The sequence below is a fragment of the Lysinibacillus sp. UBA6686 genome (genome assembly GCF_002455205.1).
In the GTDB taxonomy this organism is placed as follows: domain Bacteria; phylum Bacillota; class Bacilli; order Bacillales_A; family Planococcaceae; genus Lysinibacillus; species Lysinibacillus pakistanensis.
The window spans coordinates 53,771-71,394 of sequence record NZ_DKJS01000001.1; the positions used below are offsets into that span (position 1 = coordinate 53,771).

The 17,624-nt window shown below is 34.6% G+C and carries 17 protein-coding genes and 1 pseudogene; 12 read left to right on the forward strand and 6 right to left on the reverse strand.

Annotation, left to right across the window (positions count from 1 at the left end; all coding sequences use genetic code 11):
• Nucleotides 1–2: 2 nt before the first annotated feature.
• The 3 genes from B2R82_RS24020 to B2R82_RS00270 all read left to right on the forward strand — a co-directional run bounded on the left by B2R82_RS24020 (nt 3) and on the right by B2R82_RS00270 (nt 2,582).
• Nucleotides 3–1,067, forward strand: coding sequence for a hypothetical protein (locus B2R82_RS24020; RefSeq protein ID WP_313372998.1), 1,065 nt, complete (start codon nt 3–5; stop codon nt 1,065–1,067).
• Between the two features lie 89 nt (nt 1,068–1,156).
• On the forward strand, nt 1,157–2,143 hold the full coding sequence (locus B2R82_RS24025) for a tyrosine-type recombinase/integrase (RefSeq protein ID WP_313372999.1): 987 nt from the start codon (nt 1,157–1,159) through the stop codon (nt 2,141–2,143).
• Nucleotides 2,109–2,582: a hypothetical protein gene (locus B2R82_RS00270; RefSeq protein WP_286922962.1), complete on the forward strand. Its 474-nt coding sequence runs from the start codon at nt 2,109–2,111 to the stop codon at nt 2,580–2,582. Before B2R82_RS24025 ends, B2R82_RS00270 begins: the two co-directional genes overlap by 35 nt.
• 298 nt (nt 2,583–2,880) lie before the next feature.
• On the opposite strand, the gene B2R82_RS00275 is transcribed toward B2R82_RS00270, so the two are convergent.
• The 3 genes and pseudogenes from B2R82_RS00275 to B2R82_RS00285 form a co-directional block, all read right to left on the reverse strand.
• The gene (locus tag B2R82_RS00275) at nt 2,881–3,381 is read right to left on the reverse strand and encodes a hypothetical protein (RefSeq protein WP_286922963.1); all 501 of its coding nucleotides are present in this window, start codon (nt 3,379–3,381) and stop codon (nt 2,881–2,883) included.
• 706 nt (nt 3,382–4,087) lie between these two features.
• Nucleotides 4,088–5,297 (reverse strand): annotated as a pseudogene (locus B2R82_RS00280) (MFS transporter).
• A 100-nt stretch (nt 5,298–5,397) separates the two neighbouring features.
• Nucleotides 5,398–5,598: a hypothetical protein gene (locus B2R82_RS00285; RefSeq protein ID WP_286922964.1), complete on the reverse strand. Its 201-nt coding sequence runs from the start codon at nt 5,596–5,598 to the stop codon at nt 5,398–5,400.
• A 226-nt stretch (nt 5,599–5,824) separates the two neighbouring features.
• Here B2R82_RS00285 and B2R82_RS00290 point away from each other — a divergent pair, with 226 nt between their 5' ends.
• On the forward strand, nt 5,825–7,177 hold the full coding sequence (locus B2R82_RS00290; protein ID WP_286922965.1) for a DJ-1/PfpI family protein: 1,353 nt from the start codon (nt 5,825–5,827) through the stop codon (nt 7,175–7,177).
• 129 nt (nt 7,178–7,306) lie between these two features.
• Here the strand turns inward: B2R82_RS00290 and B2R82_RS00295 are convergent, their stop codons facing one another.
• Entirely contained in the window at nt 7,307–7,429 is a 123-nt protein-coding gene (locus B2R82_RS00295) for a hypothetical protein (protein ID WP_422655554.1), read from the reverse strand.
• Between the two features lie 273 nt (nt 7,430–7,702).
• On the opposite strand from B2R82_RS00295, the gene B2R82_RS00300 reads away from it, so the two are divergent.
• The 5 genes from B2R82_RS00300 to B2R82_RS00320 all read left to right on the forward strand — a co-directional run bounded on the left by B2R82_RS00300 (nt 7,703) and on the right by B2R82_RS00320 (nt 11,750).
• The gene (locus B2R82_RS00300; RefSeq protein WP_286922966.1) at nt 7,703–8,692 is read left to right on the forward strand and encodes a DUF2268 domain-containing putative Zn-dependent protease; all 990 of its coding nucleotides are present in this window, start codon (nt 7,703–7,705) and stop codon (nt 8,690–8,692) included.
• A 458-nt stretch (nt 8,693–9,150) separates the two neighbouring features.
• A complete protein-coding gene (locus B2R82_RS00305) occupies nt 9,151–9,486 on the forward strand; it encodes a DUF1998 domain-containing protein (RefSeq protein WP_349680269.1) in 336 nt (111 codons plus the stop codon).
• Between the two features lie 384 nt (nt 9,487–9,870).
• Nucleotides 9,871–10,422, forward strand: coding sequence for a sporulation initiation factor Spo0A C-terminal domain-containing protein (locus B2R82_RS00310; RefSeq protein ID WP_286922967.1), 552 nt, complete (start codon nt 9,871–9,873; stop codon nt 10,420–10,422).
• A gap of 257 nt (nt 10,423–10,679) precedes the next feature.
• Nucleotides 10,680–11,084 (forward strand): NUDIX domain-containing protein, encoded by a 405-nt coding sequence (locus tag B2R82_RS00315; protein ID WP_286922968.1) that lies wholly within the window; start codon nt 10,680–10,682, stop codon nt 11,082–11,084.
• 24 nt (nt 11,085–11,108) lie between these two features.
• Nucleotides 11,109–11,750 (forward strand): HAD family hydrolase, encoded by a 642-nt coding sequence (locus tag B2R82_RS00320; protein ID WP_283871635.1) that lies wholly within the window; start codon nt 11,109–11,111, stop codon nt 11,748–11,750.
• A gap of 436 nt (nt 11,751–12,186) precedes the next feature.
• Here the strand turns inward: B2R82_RS00320 and B2R82_RS00325 are convergent, their stop codons facing one another.
• On the reverse strand, nt 12,187–12,984 hold the full coding sequence (locus tag B2R82_RS00325; protein WP_286922969.1) for a sulfite exporter TauE/SafE family protein: 798 nt from the start codon (nt 12,982–12,984) through the stop codon (nt 12,187–12,189).
• Nucleotides 12,985–13,089: 105 nt separating this feature from the next.
• On the opposite strand from B2R82_RS00325, the gene B2R82_RS00330 reads away from it, so the two are divergent.
• Complete coding sequence (locus B2R82_RS00330) at nt 13,090–13,974, forward strand: LysR family transcriptional regulator (protein ID WP_286922970.1); 885 nt, start codon at nt 13,090–13,092, stop codon at nt 13,972–13,974.
• A 108-nt stretch (nt 13,975–14,082) separates the two neighbouring features.
• Here the strand turns inward: B2R82_RS00330 and B2R82_RS00335 are convergent, their stop codons facing one another.
• Nucleotides 14,083–14,538 carry a hypothetical protein gene (locus B2R82_RS00335; protein WP_286922971.1) on the reverse strand — a complete coding sequence of 152 codons (456 nt, stop codon included), beginning with the start codon at nt 14,536–14,538 and terminating at the stop codon, nt 14,083–14,085.
• A gap of 781 nt (nt 14,539–15,319) precedes the next feature.
• On the opposite strand from B2R82_RS00335, the gene B2R82_RS00340 reads away from it, so the two are divergent.
• Nucleotides 15,320–16,840 (forward strand): succinate CoA transferase, encoded by a 1,521-nt coding sequence (locus B2R82_RS00340; RefSeq protein WP_286922972.1) that lies wholly within the window; start codon nt 15,320–15,322, stop codon nt 16,838–16,840.
• Nucleotides 16,841–16,936: 96 nt separating this feature from the next.
• Nucleotides 16,937–17,446, forward strand: a complete 510-nt coding sequence (locus B2R82_RS00345; RefSeq protein WP_286922973.1) for a YfiT family bacillithiol transferase — start codon at nt 16,937–16,939, stop codon at nt 17,444–17,446.
• Nucleotides 17,447–17,624: the final 178 nt, after the last annotated feature.

Consider the following 17,624-nt stretch of genomic DNA (forward strand, 5'->3'; position numbering starts at 1 on the left):
ATTTGAATGAAACAACGCAGCTTAAACCAAAAACAGAATGGTACGATAAAATGCTGGGGCAAATGGATACTCGATTAATGTGTCTACAAAATAATAAAAGTGAATTTTTAATGGATAAATTAGATGAACGGTTGCTTAAATATTTGTATAACAACTGCTTAACTTCCGATTGGAAAAATCAATTGTTACTTATAGTGTTAATTGAAGAAGCTAGGAATAATGACTCAAAAACTATATTAACTACAATAAGCAGATTGCATCCAAGATTCAAAGAGATTTTTAGGGAATGTAACATTACTTCATTTTCAGATTTCGAACCAAATGTTAATTTATATAAGTATTTGAAAGGTGATATTTGTGTCAATTCTTCTAACAATATGAAATATAACTTACTAACTGCCTATAAAACATCTGGATACTATACTGAAAAGTGGATTAATAATAATCTTCCTACAGATGAACAACAATATTTTAAAAAGTTTTTATTACCACCCTTTTCATATGCTAGTAAAGAGTTTTCCTTTACTAAATTAGCCAAAGAACAAGCACGAAACACCCGTAAGGATGAAACAGACGCTATTGTGCCACATCTTTCAACAATACGTGCAGAAGCAAATCTACGATGGAATCAAATGAAGAGGCTAAGAGATGCATTTCAGCAACAAATAAAGATTATAGAAGCCGATTCAATATCATTACCTATTGAATTTTCATATGCGGAACCAAAACGTATTGGAGAGGTATTTCATTTTCGTTTATGGGATAAACCTTCCTTCGTACTGAACCATCAAAAGGAGTTTTCTGATGTAGTTATAAAGAAGGCAAAACAAAAAAAATTAACTTATTCTGATGAAAATAATGCTTATTTCCTTGAGTTTATTTGTGCTGAATCAATAGAGAGTGATTCAGCACCAGAAGGTCTTTGGTTTAATGAATTAATTGAGCAGAATGTTTTAGGAAATTGGGGAAGAAACAGACCAGTTGAAGAACATGAGCAGATTTTAAATTTCTTGTCTTTATGGGGATACGAGTTTGAAACGAGCAAAAACCTTATCCATTTTTTTTAAAGCAAAAAGGCATAATAACACCTTCATCATTCATCACTTTACACAAGGATAAAGTAGAAGGTTTATTAATAGATGTAGAACCATTTTATGTGGCTTGTACATTTGGTCTATTAGCCATCGACATTTTAACAACAACAGGTGCGAGAGTGAACGAATTACTTCAAATTAGTAATACAAAAGAATGTATTGAGGTAAAGAAAATAAATAACAAGCTACATTATTCCTATAAAGCTATTCCTAAAGGAAAAGATTCATTAGAAGAATTTTATTTAAGTAAACAAACGATGGAACATATTCAAATGGTATCAAGGATGTTAAAAACACATTATGGCGGCGATAAGATTCCAAGTGTCCCATACAGAGATCAAAGAAAGCACTTATTCCCCATATCTATGCCTTATTATTTCCAATATGCAGGCAAAGCATTACAAGGAAATACTTTACACAGTTCCATTCGATTTTTACTTCATGGATTATTATTTGAGAGGCAGAACGGAAAAGCTGTAACTGTAAAAACACACCTATTACGTCATGCATTTGCGACAGAAGCTGTTCAACGTCAAAAAATGCCGATTGATATTGTCGCAAAAATGCTGCATCAGAACGATTTGAATGTTACAGGGTATTATTCAGCTCCCACACCTACACAAATCGCTGAATCAGTAAGTGAGTTACATGATGTTATTTCAAGTTATGTAGATATTGATGATGTGTATTTAAGAAGTCCACAAGAGTTACAAAAAGAATTCGATGACCACGCAGAAAAAGTTGGTGTATTCAATAAAGTATTGGGTGGTACTTGTGTTACAGATTATGTTTGTCCCACTAAAATGCAGTGTTTAGGCTGCAAAGCAAAAATACCCGAACCAGATCAAGAAGAGGAATTATTAGGAGCCATTCAATTATCAAAGGATATGGAAAGACGATTTAAACAAATGGGATTAGAGGTCGAAGTTCGAAAAGCGAAAGAGATGGCAAAGCAAGCTAAGATTGAATTAAAAGAGATTGATTTAATCAAACAATATAGGGAGGAACGTCAATATGAACCGAAAGCAAGAATTAATCCATTCAGATAAGAGGGAATGGCTCGTAAAAGTTCATCAGCAACGTAAAGAGCGTTCCGTATCTATAGGTATTCAAACGATTAATTTTCTCGTTTCAAAAGGCATTCCTGTAACCTATCATAATATTAGTCACCATTCAAAAGCCTTTGATGATGAAGAGAAAGGTATTCACATAAATACTATTAAACGAAATGAAGAACTATATGAGCATTACAAAAAGCATAGTAGAACTTATAAAGTAAAGAATGCTCGTAAAAAGCCAGAGAAGCCCCCTATATTTGATGAATCCACTTTAAGAAGGATTTCCCCCGAAAGAGGATTAACAAACGCTAGAAAGAAGTATATGCAGCTTTCTAAAGAAGAATTGGTGAATAGATTGATAGCAGTTGAACAATATGTTGCAGAAAATCAGAAGCGATGGGTTGCTAATCATTTTGAGCAGTTTAAATAGAGAGTTTATGAGATGCACTGATAGCCTTGTTAGATTGTTTTAACAAGGCTGCCTTAACTTTTTTGACGTTAAGAAATATGCATGATTTTATTCATTAAAGTCGATAATACATCCATGCTCTAAATACCACTAAAACATTGCTATGACTGACTTTTGAAGAGAGTGTATAAAAATATTTATAAACAAAGTTCATACAGAAAAGCCACGAAACGTTGTTTTAACAACATTCGCAGCTTAATGGTGTATCCCCAAACTTGCGTTTGGGAACGTTATTTTGAATGTAAATGTATGAAGATAATCACTCATAATATTTATTGTAAAGATTTGAGAATTTCTCTTTTAAATGGCTTATAAATTGTACATCATCAGATATAATATCAACTACATCACTACTAATATACACCAATCGGTCTTTAAGATAGAAAGCCAAGTATGCTGCACGTCTGCCTTTATAAATAGATAAAGCATATTTTTGAACTTGAGTTATATCTATATTTTTAACGATTGCATAGAGGTGACGAGCCTCTTCATTCTCTTCAACTATTTCTTCCCAATTTCGAATAAAAATAGATTTTCTTACGGCTGTTTTAGTATAGATATATTTATTAGATATTATATTGGCAACTAAATAAACCATATCAACAGTATCAACTTTTTTAAAAATGTAGTCTAATATACTTTTTAATTCTACGTATGAAATTTCTGATAATCCAAAGCGAATTCTATTGTTTGAATTTACTTGAAAAAAAGGTGTTAGTTCATCGTTAAAATCGACACTTAATTCAGTTAGAGTTATCACTAAACTTCTCCCCCTCCCTTTCTATTAAAATTTATTAATTATATCAGAGTTGGATAGTTCCCAAAGCGTCGTTTGGTAACTATTTTTTTCTTAGCGTTGTAAACAGCTTAAATCTGACGTGACCACATAATAGATAAAATCATTTTTAGATACATCTGAATCAACAAAGTAATTGCTACTGCTTCACAAATCATTTGTAATTATATTAACATATTTCGCAATTATTAGGTGAAACCCTTTTTAAATTATTTAGTGTAATAAAAAACTCGACCCACAGCTAATGGATAGAGTTTTTAGTTCCCAACTTTTTTGTCTTTCAACATCAATCTGAAAAGGATAGATGTAAGCAGGTAATCCCCCTGTTCATCTATCCTTTCCTTTTAACCCTATATAATGTGTAACATTGTATAAAATTATTTAGTTATAGAGCTTTATGAACATTTACTTGACTTTTAATAAAAGTATGCTACTGCTCTTTTTTAAAAATATTTGTATTACCAGAAAGTTCAAGTGATTATGTAACATCTTCATAGCATGGTCTAACTTCTTCTAAGTGAATTTATTCTGTCTACCCTCGCGAAATCCCCAGAATATAAGTGCTTGCCTGACCATTAACAAAAAAATGCAAAAAGTATCTAACTGAAAAGTAAAAACATGCTATCCAATATTGGATAGTATGTTTTTTTGAGTTCAATTCTTATTTGTTCTAGTTTTGTTTTGCAGTAAAACCAGGTGATTTAGTTTTCCATACAACAATGTATGCAACTAGCAATATACAGAACATAGCCCATGGGAAAGAAAATACTCCAAGGGTTTCCAAAAGGAATGCTCCAACTACACTTCCGCCACCAATAGCTAAGTTCCAAGTCGTCACAAGCATTGATTGAGCAACATCTGCTCCATCTCCACTAGCATTTGCAATCGCAGTTTGCAGAAAGTGTTGCGGCTCCACCAAAAGTAAGACCCCAAAGTGTAATTGCAAGATAGATGACAATGGATTGATTCATGCCAATACCTAGTGCTAAAGAAGCCAAACCGAATCCAGCAAGACTGATTAAAACCAACAAACGTAGGTTATGGTCAATGTATATTCCAGTAAACCAAATATCTATTAATGCTGCTATACCAAATATAAACAATATCATATCAATGTCTTGGGTTAGTCGTACATGGTCAAGGTAAGGCGCAATATAAGTATAAAGAATGTTATGTGAAAGTACCCATCCTAATATAACAAATAGTACTGTTCTTACCCCTGGAGTGACTAGGACCTTCAATAGAGGTATGCGTTTTTCAGTAGATTGTCCAGGGAAGTCTGGGAGTTTCCATAGAACCCAAATAACTAATAATAAAGATGAAAGTGAAATTATTCCGAAGACAGCTCGCCAGCCCAAATAGAAACCAAGAAATGTGCCAAGAGGAACACCAAATGCAAGAGCAAGAGGGGTTCCGACCATCGCTACCGCCATAGCCTTCCCTTTAAGTGATTCAGGTGCCATTAAACGGGCATATCCGGCAGTCATTCCCCAAAGAATACCTGCAGTTACACCAGCAAAGAAGCGAGCTATTAACGTCAAAGTATAATTAAAAGAAAAAGCTGTAACAGTATTAAATAAAAGAAATCCCACGATACATAGAAGCAGCAAAGGTTTTCTTCTCCATCCTTGAGTTGCCGTAGTTAAAGGAATAACAGCTAATAATGATCCAAAAGCATATGAAGTAACAAGTTGGCCAGCAAGGGATTCAGTAACTCCTAGTCCATTACCAATCTCAATTAATAAACCAGCAGGAATAGTTTCTGTTAGTATACAAATAAATCCAGCCATCGCCAGAGCAATTAAACCGTTCCACGGAAGGCGTTCTGGTGAAGAGGCAATTGTAGCACTCCGTGTAGTTAAATTTCTATTTTTATACATATAAAGAACACCTCTTTTATTTATTTAAAAATTCAATCCTTTAAATACATAAGTAAATTTCTATAAAAAGAAGAAACTATATAAGTAGGCACCTCTTAATTTAAGAAAGGGGGCTGTCCAGAAAGTCCCTAAATAAAAAGTGCGATGTGGAGAACGGGCCGTTTTCCACATCGCACTTTTTCCTTTTGGCTGAAAGTAGCGAGCGGATGCCTGCTACTTTCAATAAGTTATGGGCAATTGCCACAAGCCCAAATTCTGTTTGGGTCTTGGCAAGTCCACGCAATTCTACAACCCTCTTCATAACCCAGCTTGAACGAGGCAGCCCCATTTTGGTTACCGTATATCATTTAAAAACATTTTTTGCATATAGCCATATGGAGTCACATGAAAAAAAGGAAAGAGACTTGTGACCATATGTCGTTCCAACATTAGGCCGGCATCGTAATTGGGCTACAGACTGATGATAGGTATATACTGGTTTGTTACACTTTATGGGTAAGAAATTTAGCCTGAGGGAGAGGAATCATGTGAAAACTGTATGGCGAATCAGTATTTATCTCATCGTTTTTGTTGTAGTAGTAGGAGGTGTAGGCGCACTCGGGTTCGTCAATACAATGAATGAGGTAATGTCGGTTTACGATAAAGGCGCACCTTCATTGAGGGATGTGCAGGTACCGAAATATGACGCAGACAAACCGACAGTGGCAGTGTTGCTGGCGAATGAATCAACAGAAGTGTTCGATTTTCTCGTCCCATACGAGATGTTTGCGATGACAGAATCTTATAATGTATACGGCGTTGCACCCGATCGTGAAATTAAATCGCTAACCGGCGGACTCGATGTCGTTCCGCATTATTCGTTTGAGGAAATGGATGCGATGCTCGGCAAAAGCCCTGACATTATCGTCATACCGTTTATGCCGATTCTGGATGAGAAAAAATATTCTCCTGTCCGTGAATGGATTCAGAAGCACTCGAGCGACAAGACTTTATTGTTTTCCATTTGCAATGGGGCGGAAAATCTGGCCGATACTGGCTTACTTAACGGCAAATCTGCCGCGACGCACTGGGGGGACATCGACCGACTTATTAAGCAATATCCAAAAGTTCAGTGGGTGAAAGATCTACGCTATGTCCCACAAGGCAATATCATATCTTCTGCCGGTCTGACATCGGGAATTGATGCTATACTATACGTCATTTCCCAGCAGTTAGGTGAGGATGCGGCGAAGAAAGTGGCAATAGAGATGAACTATCCATCTTACGATTTCGTGAAAAAACCGCAAATGGAACCGTTCACTACCGGGCTCAGCGATATAACGTTCATACTAAACAACGCTTATCAGTGGAACAAAGTAAAAGCGGGCGTGTTGCTGTATAACGGCGTCGATGAACTAGATTTGTCCGCCGCATTCGATACGTACGCTGCTTCTGGCACGACGACGACGTTGACCGTTTCCAGTGTAAATGAACCGATCGTAACGAAGCATGGCCTGAACTTAGTCACGCGTTATCAGATAAAAAACGTGCCGAAACTTGCGAAAATGATTGTCGTTGGTGCCGGTGCCGAATCAGCCGCCGCCAAAGACATTAACCAATGGAACGAAAGCGGCAACAGCGCGGAACTACTGTACTTACATCGCGAAGCAAAGGATCGGTTTGCAATGGAACCTGCATTCGAGGATTTGGCTAAGCAGGAGGATATTGGGACGGCGAAATTTGCTGTCAAGCGGCTCGAATATCGCGCCACCAATCACCTGAAGCTAGAAGGTAGATCCTTCTCTTATGAAGCGTTTGGCGTTCCAATTTTACTCGGCATCTTGTCCTTACTTATCGCTTTTTTCATCGATCAACGCTTCTTCGCACGAAAAAAGTTATAAGCGCATTAAGGTTGTGACATTCTATCCGACTAGAAGGTGGCTGATCAGGGGTGTTGGCTGAAAGTAGAGACTGTTTTCTACGCAATTCCATCTGTCGGATGAATGTTTTTGCGAGAAAGGGAACGATTTTTAGAGCACGTATCCTCTGACATCAACCGCGCATGCATAATGTGTACGCTTGGCAATATCGATACCGATGACGAGTGTTTTTTCAGAGACTTGATTAATCTTTTGGTTCGTTTTAGAATTCATAAAAGGAGTCCTCCTGTGTGATGGTGGGTCAATGGCTGTTGACACTCATGCATCATACAAGAGGGCTTTTCTGATTTCAAGCCCCTGAAAATCCTTCTAACAGGTTTTTTATTGGATATTTATGTTGAATTTAATTTTTATCTTGTGAAGAATTGTACTTAAACAATGGTACAGTTTAGTTGCTTAAGAAACATCAAATTAATAGGCGAAATCAGACTAAAATATGGTAAAATCATTTACTAAATAGTATTTTTTGCACAAGGAGGATATTATTTGGAAAAGTATCTAAAAATAGTTGTTGTATTTATTCTAATTATTACATGTCTAACGCTTACTTCCTGCACACAAACAGAAAAGGGTGAGAACCAACTTCACGAGAAAGAGCAAATAACAGTTTACAAAGAACTTGTGTTCCCATTTGAACACCCTCAAACCAGACAAAAATACAAAATCATTCATGTCAATCAATTGTTTTTTCCGTATATTGAAAAGGTCAAAGATAATCCGAATCTTTCATCCTCGGAAACTTTGGAACTATATAATAAAGAAATCATTCAACCCATATACAAGGATTGTTTTGAAAGTGGAGAATACCTACATATGGCAGAAACCCTTCTTAATACGTTTCCTAAAGGGGTAGCAGAAATACAAGACATAAGTGAAAAAATGGAGACTCATAAAGCAGAAATCAATCAACTCATTCAAGAATCTCTTTTGAAATCCGCAGACCTTTTACCCTCACAGAGTGATGTTGCAGTTTGCGTATTCCCTTCCTCCAACAATAATATGACACCATTCACGGTTGGGGCGGGCAAAATTATCATCCCGCTTAATCTAAATGTTTTGGATGATAGTATAAAGGTAACAGTTGCGCACGAATACCATCACAGCGTTTGGGCGGAAAAGTATTTCAGTAATAATAACTGGGCTTCTGTTTTGGATAATATAGTCTTTGAAGGAAAAGCGGTCATGTTTGAAAAGTCAGTTTATCCCGACTACTATGGCTATAATCCAATGGATTTTACTTACAACAAGGAATTGTGGTCTAAAGTTGAACCTGATTTAAATAAATACGACCTAAATCGTACATCAGAAATTTTACATGGTGGAAAAGGGTTACCGAAAGGTTACGGTTACATTGAAGGCTACAAGATGGTTAAATCCTATCTTGATTTGCACCCTAATGTAACACCTGAGGAATGGACAGCCCTAAGTTCAAAAGAAATTTTTGAAAAAGGAGATTATCTTGAACACTATAAATAATAAATCTATGAATGAATTAACATGTATTCCAAGGAGGAATATATGTTAATGGTTAATTAAAAATCATTGAGTTGGTTTGCAGCTCTTTTTTCTTATTTAGTTGAAGATTAGCGTTCCAGAATAATCAATCTTTATTATAAAAATGAATAGTGACAAACATATAAAATTTCGTATTTTGATCAAACTTTGTTCAAAATACGAGGTATATTTTAATCAGGAAAATGAGGATAGCCAGCAAATTTTAATCAATCTTTTTTCAAAAGTGACACTTCATCTGTTTATTTTTGACAGTAGGGATAATCATGTTATCATCATTCCTTTTGTAGAAGTTCAATAAAATAAACTTCGGCACTCATGATAATATCGGATCAGGTCCAATCCATTTACCACTAGATGAGATGCATACAAATGCAACCTGGCTATCACTTCATTTATCAGACCAGTGATCAGAGGCAGAATTGACCGAGGTAATGATTGGAATAGCCTACGCAATGAATGCCTTTATACCTTTGTTTATTCAATGTGATAGCAGTGATGTAGCAGTCGTGCCACAAGTTAAAGCATCCCATAATAAGCTGCCAACATTTTTTGTTTATGACAAGTATCCTGGAGGAATCGGATTGAGTGAAAAGGTCTATGATTTATGGGAGGACTTATTAACAAAAACGCAGCACCATGTTATAAACTGTCCTTGTGAAGCTGGCTACCCGTCTTGTATTGGTCCACAAGACTCTACGATGAATGTAAAACGTAAAGTCGTCAAGCTACTTCAACTATTAAATTATCATTATTAGTATAGTTAGAGGGTGAGAGGATATAGACTAAATCCTCATGAATGTATCATCTTATTATAGAAGAAATATCCTGAATGAATGTGATTGTCAAATTATTAATGGTACACTGGCAATAGAAATAGATCAGATTTTTTCCATGAAGAAGTTTTGATGTTAAATTTAACTGTACGTTCTTGAAAAAGTAAAAAACTTGTAAAATGATGCTAACCGTCAACCAGATGAAACATAAAAACAAAAATATCGATATATAAAGAATTTGGAGTGGTTATGTTTAGTTACCAAAGTAGTTTATATTAACGAACGCCTGAAGTAGAAATCCTAAATAGACCAGAACCACCAGAGTTAGATGAATTGTTCGTGCAGTAATGAGTAGAGGTGGATAAAATGAACATTAATCAAGTGACAAAAGAAAAGCTCGAAAAAACAATTGAACGAATGCAAAAGGCACTAGAATACAATGACCCAGAATATATGAGTGAATTGGTTCACGACCTTACCGAATTTGCTTATTTCTCAGGTTATAAAGAAGCGAAGAGTAGTCAACTCAACCAACCTACTAAGAAACCAGATTTAAATAAGTACACAGAAATTTCTCCTAAGATTATTGATGCAAAAATCTCAAATCTTGTTTTTAATATGGGTGTCCCTTCGCACATAAAAGGTCATAAATATCTAATTGATGCTGTTGCACTAACGTATGAGAATCCTTCTCTTATTTCTAAAGAAAAGAAAGATTTGTATCCCTATATTGCTAAAAGGTACAATACCACCGCTAGTAGAGTCGAGCGAGCAATACGTCATGCAATTGAAATTAGTTGGAGTAGAGGAAGCCTTGAATCAATTCTTGAATATCCGGAAACTAAGACAACAATTAAACCTACAAATAGCGAGTATATTAATTACCTAGCTAATATTATTCGTATCAATAACGAATAACCTACATCAAACAATTCAACTGAACACCTATATGGAATTTTAGATAGTAACTAACAAGCAGTATTTGGATTATTTTTAAGTGACTATTTTTATTATGAATTTTATTAGGTAGGAAAAGGTAAAAGCTGGAATAGGGGTGAGCATTTTATTGGAAATATATGTTAAGGTGAAAAAATTTGATTTTGTTGGATTTTTTACATATTTATAAGACTAAGAAATTATGTTTTAAAAATGGGGATAAAGCAGGGGAGATAATAATGGAAAAAGAAAAATTACCAAAAGTCGGGGTTGGAGCAGTTATATTAGATGAGAATAACCAGATTTTACTTGTATTACGCAAGAGATCGCCTGAAGCTGGTCATTGGAGTTTACCTGGTGGCAAAGTTGATTATATGGAAACAATAGAAAACGCTGTAATACGTGAAATTAAGGAAGAGCTCGGGGTTGACATCAAAATTGAACGATTACTATGTGTGACAAATCATATTGTTCAGTCGGAAGATATTCATTATGTTGCTCCTACTTTCATTGCGCATATTATGAAAGGTAAAGTACAAAATAAAGAGCCTCATGCTTTAGAGAAAGTACAATGGTTCCCGATAAATGGTGTACCAGAAAACATTACGATTACAACAGACTATGCTCTTAAACAGTTGAAATGAAAAAGGAATTGCTAGGGAGGAAGTATGGATACTATATTATTTGATTTAGATGGTACACTGCATGATAGCGAGAAATTGTATATTCAAGCATGCTGTAACTGTTTAGAAGCAATGAGAAAGAGCCAACTTACTGATGAAGAAAAAAATTATTTAATAGGAAAACCGATTACTAGAATTATAGATGAGTGGTTTAGTGGGCAAAAAATAGAGGTACTCGAATCATTCTTCAGACACTACGAAATGGTAAATAATCAAGTTCGAGAATATAATGGTATTTACGAGGTGTTAACTGAATTAAAAGGTAGAGGGACTACATTGGGAATCGTCTCATCAAAGTATAAAAAATATGTTGTCCAGGAACTACACAAAACAAAGCTCTATCCTTTTTTTAATGTTATTGTAGGACTAGATGATTGTAAAGAACATAAACCACATCCTGAACCGTTGTTAAAAGCAGTTAGAGAGCTACAAGTTGACCTAAAGAATTGTATTTATATTGGAGATCAACCGACAGATATTTTGGCTGCAAAAGCAGCTGGTATTAAAGGTTTTGGAGCACTATGGGGGGAAGGAGAAAAAGAAAAGTTAGAAAGTGCTTTGCCAACTGGTTTATTACAAAAACCAAAAGATATATTAGTCATTAATCGTATTAACAGTGTTTGTTAAAAAATATGACTACAATACTCCTGAGTTATATTACTCAAACAAATAGTGGTAAAAATAAACGTCAGGCACTGATTAAATGTAAGTGCCTGTTTTTTTGTTTCTGTCACAAGTAGTAGATTTTCAGCACTTCAAATTTGAGGAGTGAAATTGACCTAGTTCCAAATTGCGTTCAATAGTTCATGGTGAACTCTCGTTAGAAATTTGCTTCAATCATATTAAAGGCACTTCTCAGTTTATAAGTTTTTATAAAGTGTGTATTACATTTGAGAAATATTCAGGATAAAAAATGTGTTTCACATTATTTAGAAACAATAATAATCTCAAATTCCTTATTTTTGGTTTTATAATGTATATCATACGTAATTCTTGAGCATACGTTATAGCATTCAGCTTAAATTGAACATTTTTTATTATCCTCATGCAAAGAAATAAAACATTAAAATAGCATATCAGAGACAACCTGAATAATTAGTAATAGAAAAATAGCTGGAAGCAAAATTTGTACCCATCTTCCTTTGATATAAGGGACAATTTTTAATCCAATGTGTGAACCGATTATAGAGCCAACAGTAATTGGAATGGCAATACCCCAATTAACAATTCCATAAAAAAAATAAAATATAAACGCACTTATACAACTTGAAAATGTCACAAAGCGGGTCATTTCAGCAGCCTTTACATAACTAAATTGCCTCTTTAAAAAGTATGTGATGTTTAAAAGTGCTGATCCTGGCCCAAACCCACCATCGTATGTTCCTATAAAAAATGGGACGAATAAAGTAGTTAGCTTTTTATTGCCTTCTTGCATAGAAACTAGTTGCTCAGTGTCTAATTGTTCATTTACTAACCCAGTTTTTTTGCTTTTTAAAACAACAAAAAACATAGCAATTAACACAATGCAAGCAATTATATTCATCGTTTGTTCCAATAATCTTGTTGTGAAAAATGCACCGAATATTCCTCCTAATCCAGCAAATAACATGAATGGAAGCATTTCTTTAAGTTTAACTTTTCTTTTTAATACAAGTACCAAAATTGTCGAAAATGAAGATATTCCTGTTGCAAATTTATTAACTGCGACTGTCGCGTGAATAGGTATCCCAACTAATAAAAGAGAAGGTAGTAATACAAATCCTGCTGCTCCAAACATGACACCGATAATAGCAGCAAGTATGCCAATTCCACATAATAAAAGATTATCTGTTGATAACCATTCCAATAATAAGTTTTCCAAACAAAACCCCCCTAACTTCTACATTTAAATTACTGTTATACTAGCAATAAGACAAATACATTAAAATTGTTTATTCATAAAATAAGGTTATGAATGGGTGGAAATATGAATTTACATACATTGCGTATTTTTACAAAAGTCGCAGAGCAAGGGAGCATTACAAATGCAGCAAGCTCACTCCATATTAGTCAACCTGCTGTCACTGCCCAGATTCGTAAACTAGAACGGGAAATGGGAGCTAAATTAATTACAGGTAAGGGGAGAGGAATTCAGCTAACATCTGAAGGGAAATTTCTTTATGAGCAAGGGTTACGTTTGTTTCAATTGGAAAACCAAATTGATAAAAAATTTAAAACGTTTTTAGAGAAAAAAGAGAAGGTACAAATTGCTTCTTCCTATATTTCAACAAATTATATTTTACCGCCAATAATTGCTAGTTATAAACTCGAAAATCCAGATGTTGATATGTATGTATCATTAGGAAATGTACAATCTGTTGAGCAACGTGTGCTTAATTATGAAGTTGATTTTGGATTTGTTGTTCAAAGTAACATCAATCATGAAGATTTAAGCTTTGAGAAAATTCTTGATATCCCATTCTGGTTCGTTGTTCATCCAAAGCATCCTTTAGCAAATAAAGATGTACCGATATTCGAGTTAAGTGAACATGCTTTTATATATAGGGAAAGAGGAAGTTCAACTCTTGATTTGTTAGAGGCTATTTTTTATACCCATAATTGCCCATTACCGAAATTTGGTTTACAAATGCAAGGCTTACTTGAATCGATAAAGGTAGTTGAAGCGGGGTATGGAATGGCACTTGTACCAGCCTGTAGCGTAACGGAAACATTAGCATGTGGAAGGCTTGCTCGGGTCTTTGTGCAGCAAGGCGAAATTAATCAAAGTTTATATATCTGTACAAGAAGAATGGATGAGAGAGAACATCCATTCATTCACTATTTAAAAAATATAATTAAGTCAGAATCTTAACTTCTGGCTTAATTTTTTTATTTCTGGAAATTATGCAAAGGAAGGGGTTGAAGGAGGCTACAAGGGTATATAGTGTTTGCTGCTGTTTCTGAGTTAAAATACTTTATTTTAATTATTAGAAACCAAAATTCTTTCTGAATGCACCTTTAAATCTTTCCCATTTAAATTAGTGATCTTAATTTTGTAAGTACCAGGACTAATTGAACCAAATAGATTACTATCAGATTCGCCTTTACTCTTTGAATCTTCCAAAACATTATAAATTCCTGTATCTATAAACGAACCTTTACTATCCAATTTTAATAGACGATATTCAACTTTTGGTTCTAACCGTTTTGATTTTGAAGTTGTGCTTTGTTTAATTTTATCCAATTTCAGCTCATCGACATATTCAGTTATTACAAATTCCTCTGTACTTACAGAAGTTACAATATTATTTAATTGCCAAGCTATATCATTGTCTTTGGGTTCATTCTTAGCAGCTATTGAATTTGATACTCCCATAGATAGTAAAAAAAGAACGAGTATCAAAAAGTAACTAATTATCCCTATATTTTTTTTCACATTTCTGTCCCCTACCAAAAAATTTAATAGAAATTTCAAATACATTGTTTAATATTTCTATATAATTCCTGAAAAACCTTTTAATAACTTTATTTTATAATTTCTTTCTTAGTCTGCATTATAGTAGAGTTAAAACAATAAACTTCCTAGGGCTGTGCACTTCTACAGTAGGTAAGCTTTTACCAAAATAGTTACGCTTAAAATACCTATCTTCAAACTAGAATATTTAAGAAACTAAAAAAGAAAGGCTTTTTTTCTCGTTTATTTTAAATAAAAGATATTATTCGTTCCCCACAAAGTTCCCCAAATGTTCTACTTTCTTTTTTTCGTTTTCCAACAGTGATGTTTATGAAAATGCTATAAATCACGCCAACACTGTGATTACAACTTTTAAACATTTATCATTTCCGCATATTTCTTAGCATATAAATACCTAATAGACATGTACTATTTATGAGAGAAAATGGTTATGCCTGTTTGAAAATTAATCTTAACTGACAGAGAGGTCTTCAATTACGAAGCAGCAGTGACAGGAACACTTGTAACCTTTGTAGATAGACAAACTTCGTTACACAGTTATATATTATAGTTTTTTTCTATCATTATCATAGAAATCATGTGATAGACGAATGAATGAGTTCTTTTTACAATGAAGACAAGAAACTCATGCAGATGAAAACAATGTAAGTGAGTTTTGATTAGTAATAGTGTCAAGAATTTTTCGACTCCAAAAATTTACAAAGTAAAAAAGTAACACAAAACAATGACGAGGTGATTATTTATGCAAAAAGATTTAAGTCAATTCATTAGAAGTACAGCATTTTTGGACAAGGTTGTTTCAGCTGAGGAGGCAGCTTCCTGGATTGAAGATGGAATGAACCTTGGAATGAGTGGGTTTACATTATTTGGTGAGCCTAAGGAATTTCCACTTGCACTTTCAAAGCGAGGAAAGAATGAAAACTTCAAAGTCAACTTATATACTGGTGCTTCATTAGGGCCAACTGCTGACCAATCAATGGCAGAGGCAGAAATCATTAACCTACGTGTTCCCTACCAAGGAAACTCTGTTATGCGTGGGAAAATCAACAAAGGTGAAATATACTACATTGACCAACATTTATCACATACAGCAGAAGAAGTAAGAAAAGGAACATTGGGTAAAATTGATTATGCCATTATCGAAGCAGCTGGAATTACTGAAGAAGGTAATATTATTCCAACTGGCTCTGTAGGAAATTCACCAATCTTTGTAGAAAAAGCTGAAAACGTTATTATTGAAATTAATACTACGGCACCTAAAGCATATGAAGGCCTTCATGATATCTTTCTACAGAAAGAGCAAGGTGAGCGTAGAGAAATTCCAATTTATAAAGTTTCAGATCGAATTGGAGAAATTGGCATCAAAGTCGATCCGGAAAAAGTAAAAGGTATCGTTTTATCCGAGCAGCCTGATGTTCCTTCACCATTATTTGAACCAAACGAAGAAACACAGCAAATTGCCAATCACTTATTAGACTTCTTAGCTGGTGAAGTATCAGCAGGAAAATTGCCAGAGTCATTAGCTCCTTTACAATCAGGCGTAGGATCTGTTGCGAATGCCGTTTTAAATGGCATGAAGAATTCTCAATTTAAAGATCTTGAAGTGTTTTCTGAGGTACTACAGGATGGTGTCTTTGATTTAATTGATGCTGGTATCGTTAAATTTGCAGCTGGGACTGCATTCTCCCTTTCGAGAAAGCGTGTTGATTCATTGGCAGAAGATTTAGAGAAATACAAGGATAAAATTATGTTTAGGCCTCAAGAAATTTCGAATAATCCAGAAGTTATTCGTCGTTTAGGCGTCATTTCTTTTAACACAGCAATAGAAGTAGATATTTACGGAAACGTCAATTCAACTCACATTAACGGAACAAAAATTATGAATGGCATTGGTGGATCTGGGGACTTTGCTCGAAACGCTAAAATTACCATCTTTGTAACGTCTTCGCTAGCAAAAGATGGAGCGATTTCAACGATTGTGCCTTTCGTATCGCATATTGACCATACAGAGCATGATGTAGATGTAATTGTGACAGAGCAAGGTTATGCTGATCTTCGTGGCCTTCCACCTGTAAAGAGAGCGGAAAAGCTTATCGAAATCGCACATCCTAAGTATAGACCACAATTACGTACTTACTTTGAAGAAGCGAAAGAGAAAGTCGGCGGACAAACACCACATATTCTAAAAAAAGCTTTCTCTTTCCATACAAATCTAATAGAAAAAGGAACAATGTTAATGGAAGAGAAAGAAGTAACAAATTAATATTCGGGGTTACATCTATTATTATCAGTGAAATGACATGTATATACAAAAGAATAATGCCTATCAAGTTAATAAATAGGGAAAAGGGGACTAAAAATGGATGTAAGATACCCAATTGGCAAACTACAGGTTCCTGAAAAAGTAACATTTGACAATATACAAGAATGGCTAAAGAAAATTGACACTTATACTACTCGACTTAGAGAAACAGTAGGCTCATTAAATGAAGAGGAATTAAGCAGAACTTATCGTGATGGTGGGTGGACAGTTCGACAACTTGTTCATCACATTGCAGATTCACAGTTGAACATGTATCAACGCTTGAAGCTAGCTTTAACAGATGAAAATCCAACAGTACCAGCTTTTGATGAAGAAAAGTGGGCGATTCAACCAGATACAATGCTTCCTGTAGAAACCTCAATTAAAATGCTAGAAGGTATAAATGAGCGTATCGTATTTTTAGGAAATAATTTAACTGAAGTTCAATTAGATAGAATTTTTACTCACCAGACAAACGGTAAAATAACAGTTGCAACGAAGATGGCAAAGTTAGCTTGGCACGAAGAGCATCACCTAGCCCACATACAAATCGCATTAACACAGTAATACAATTTGTATGGGAGTATTTTAGGTTCAATAAGTAGTATTCGCCTATGTTATTGGTTATTTGATTTTATTGTTTGTGAAGTATCTACCTTCAAAAATTTTACAACCATATTGATAACCCCGCCCTAAATTTGGAGCGGGGTTATACTTTTTCTAATATGATATAATTGAGAACACT